This window comes from bacterium (genome assembly GCA_024228115.1).
Classification (GTDB): Bacteria; Myxococcota_A; UBA9160; order UBA9160; family UBA6930.
In genome coordinates this window covers 1-1,965 of the sequence record JAAETT010000482.1, presented here as the reverse complement: position 1 = coordinate 1,965, position 1,965 = coordinate 1, and the positions used below count along the sequence as shown (strand labels likewise).

Sequence of the window (1,965 nt, the reverse complement as noted above, 5' to 3'; positions counted from 1 at the left end):
GGATCTCCCGCCACTCTTCGCTCGACCGTCTCACCTTGCCGTTCGCTTGCACCCGCACGCCGCCTCCTTCTGGATTGTCATGCGGTGGGTCTACATCGTGACGGCGAGCCGGGGAAGAACGTCGATGTCTGACCGCTTACCGTGCGACGCCGACCAGATGGTTTTGGGGATCGCATGGGATATCCGCATTGTGCGGGAACCGGGAGCGCCCCGTGGGCCCGCACGTTGGATTGAACCCTACAACAGAGACGGGGTTGGCCATCATAGCTCACCGGATCGTTGGCGGACCGCGCAGGGCCGCGGCTTCACGGTGCCTTCGACGGTCGAGGCGAACACTCTGTTTGTTTGCAAGGATGGCGAAAGCGGCGCGATGTCGCGGATCAAGCGGTACGCCGTCGATCTGGTGAGCTATGCGGGCTAGCCCAGCTGGTCGGCGTAGTCTCGCATTCGGCGCTGGTTGATCTTGATGTAGTCGTCTTGAATCACCAAGGCTTGTTCCTCGGCTGTAAGGCGCAGGAAGAGGACCGCCAGGGCATCCTCGGGGCTCTTGCCGTAGGTCATCTTCTTCTTACCGTTGGTCATGGAGAAGATGTAGACGTAATGAGGATGCCGAAAGCTGCTCATATCAGAAACCCCAGAGGCATCATGATCTTGCGCGCTCGCTCTTCAGGGGTGAGGCCCTTCGCGATCTCGTCGTTGTACTCGCCGCGGATCAATCCGTCGTAGAATGTGTAGTCTATGCCTTTCACTTTGGGATCATATGGGTTCCGCTCGTAGTCGTCCGTCATCAGGTTCTTGCCCTCGGCGATCAGCTGATAGCCCAACAACGAGCCGGGAAACGGCGCGTAGTAGGCCACGGCGGCCCTTGTGCGTTTCATTCGCTTGACCATTCGTATGGTCTTGAAGGCGTCCTCAGGCGTCTCGCCCGGAATGGCGAGCATTGTATTGGCCCAGAAACTGACCGGCTTTTGACCTGCCCTCTCCTGGTCGTCCCCGATTCGGTTCACCAGGTCAATGACGAAGTGGTTCTCTTCCTCGGTCACCTGCTTGTTGAGGATTTTCAGCACAGGATCGCTACCGGACTCGAAGCCGATGGAGACGGTACTCCAGTTGGTCTCCTTGATGATGGTCTCAAAGAGCTCCGGCCACTCGCACACCGTATCGGCGCGCGCCGCCGCCCAGTAGGGCAGGCTCTTGCGGGTATTGATCTCGCGAGGGAAGCGCTCGGCCCAGTCCTCCAGCCACTTCTTCTGTTGGAAGAACATGGAGTCGTGGATGACGAAGGAGCCCAGGTGGTACTGCTTGTCGAGACTATTGAGCTCATCGATAACCGAGTCGATAGACCGTCGCCCCATGTTGGGGATGTAGGACGCCTCATTGCAGAAAGCGCACTGCCACGGACAGACGCGACTGGTGAGGAGCGATGCGACCGGTCGGGGGCCCCAGCCCGACCCCGCTTCGAGGGGCCAGTTGTACTTGAAGCCCAGGAAGTAACCCCTCGGCTTGGGCCAGAGCGTCCGGTCGATCACGGGCCAGTCGCGCATGGAAGCCGCGCCCTTTCCATCGATGACGCGCGGGAAGTTCTCCGGTTTGGAGGCCAGCTCTGTGATGACCGTCTCGCCCGGGCCAACACATATCTTGTCGAACTCCGGCGTGGCCTCCATCTCCTCACGTGCCACCAGTGTGTGCATGCCTCCGACGATCACCAAACCCTCTGGGTTGATTCGTTTGAACATGCGCGCCGCTTCTGCAGCCATCACGTAGCGGTAGCTCCGCACATTCATCAGGACTACCGCGTAGCCCTTCATGTCTTTCGCGAGATCCTCGGGGATGTCCCAGAACCGGTTGATTTTCTGAGAGTTTGAGAGCGGCGGCTCCTTCACCCTCCGTGTATTACGGAGGGGGTCACTACACCAAGAAGGAACCGCCACCATGACCAAGCATGCCAAGAAGTCCGATCATCTC

2 protein-coding genes are annotated in these 1,965 nt (G+C 59.5%); both read right to left on the bottom strand.

Annotation, left to right across the window (positions count from 1 at the left end; translation table 11 throughout):
• Positions 1-417: 417 nt before the first annotated feature.
• Complete coding sequence (locus tag GY937_20595) at positions 418-624, bottom strand: hypothetical protein (GenBank protein MCP5059111.1); 207 nt, start codon at positions 622-624, stop codon at positions 418-420.
• Positions 621-1,883: a B12-binding domain-containing radical SAM protein gene (locus tag GY937_20590; GenBank protein ID MCP5059110.1), complete on the bottom strand. Its 1,263-nt coding sequence runs from the start codon at positions 1,881-1,883 to the stop codon at positions 621-623. Before GY937_20590 ends, GY937_20595 begins: the two co-directional genes overlap by 4 nt.
• Positions 1,884-1,965: the final 82 nt, after the last annotated feature.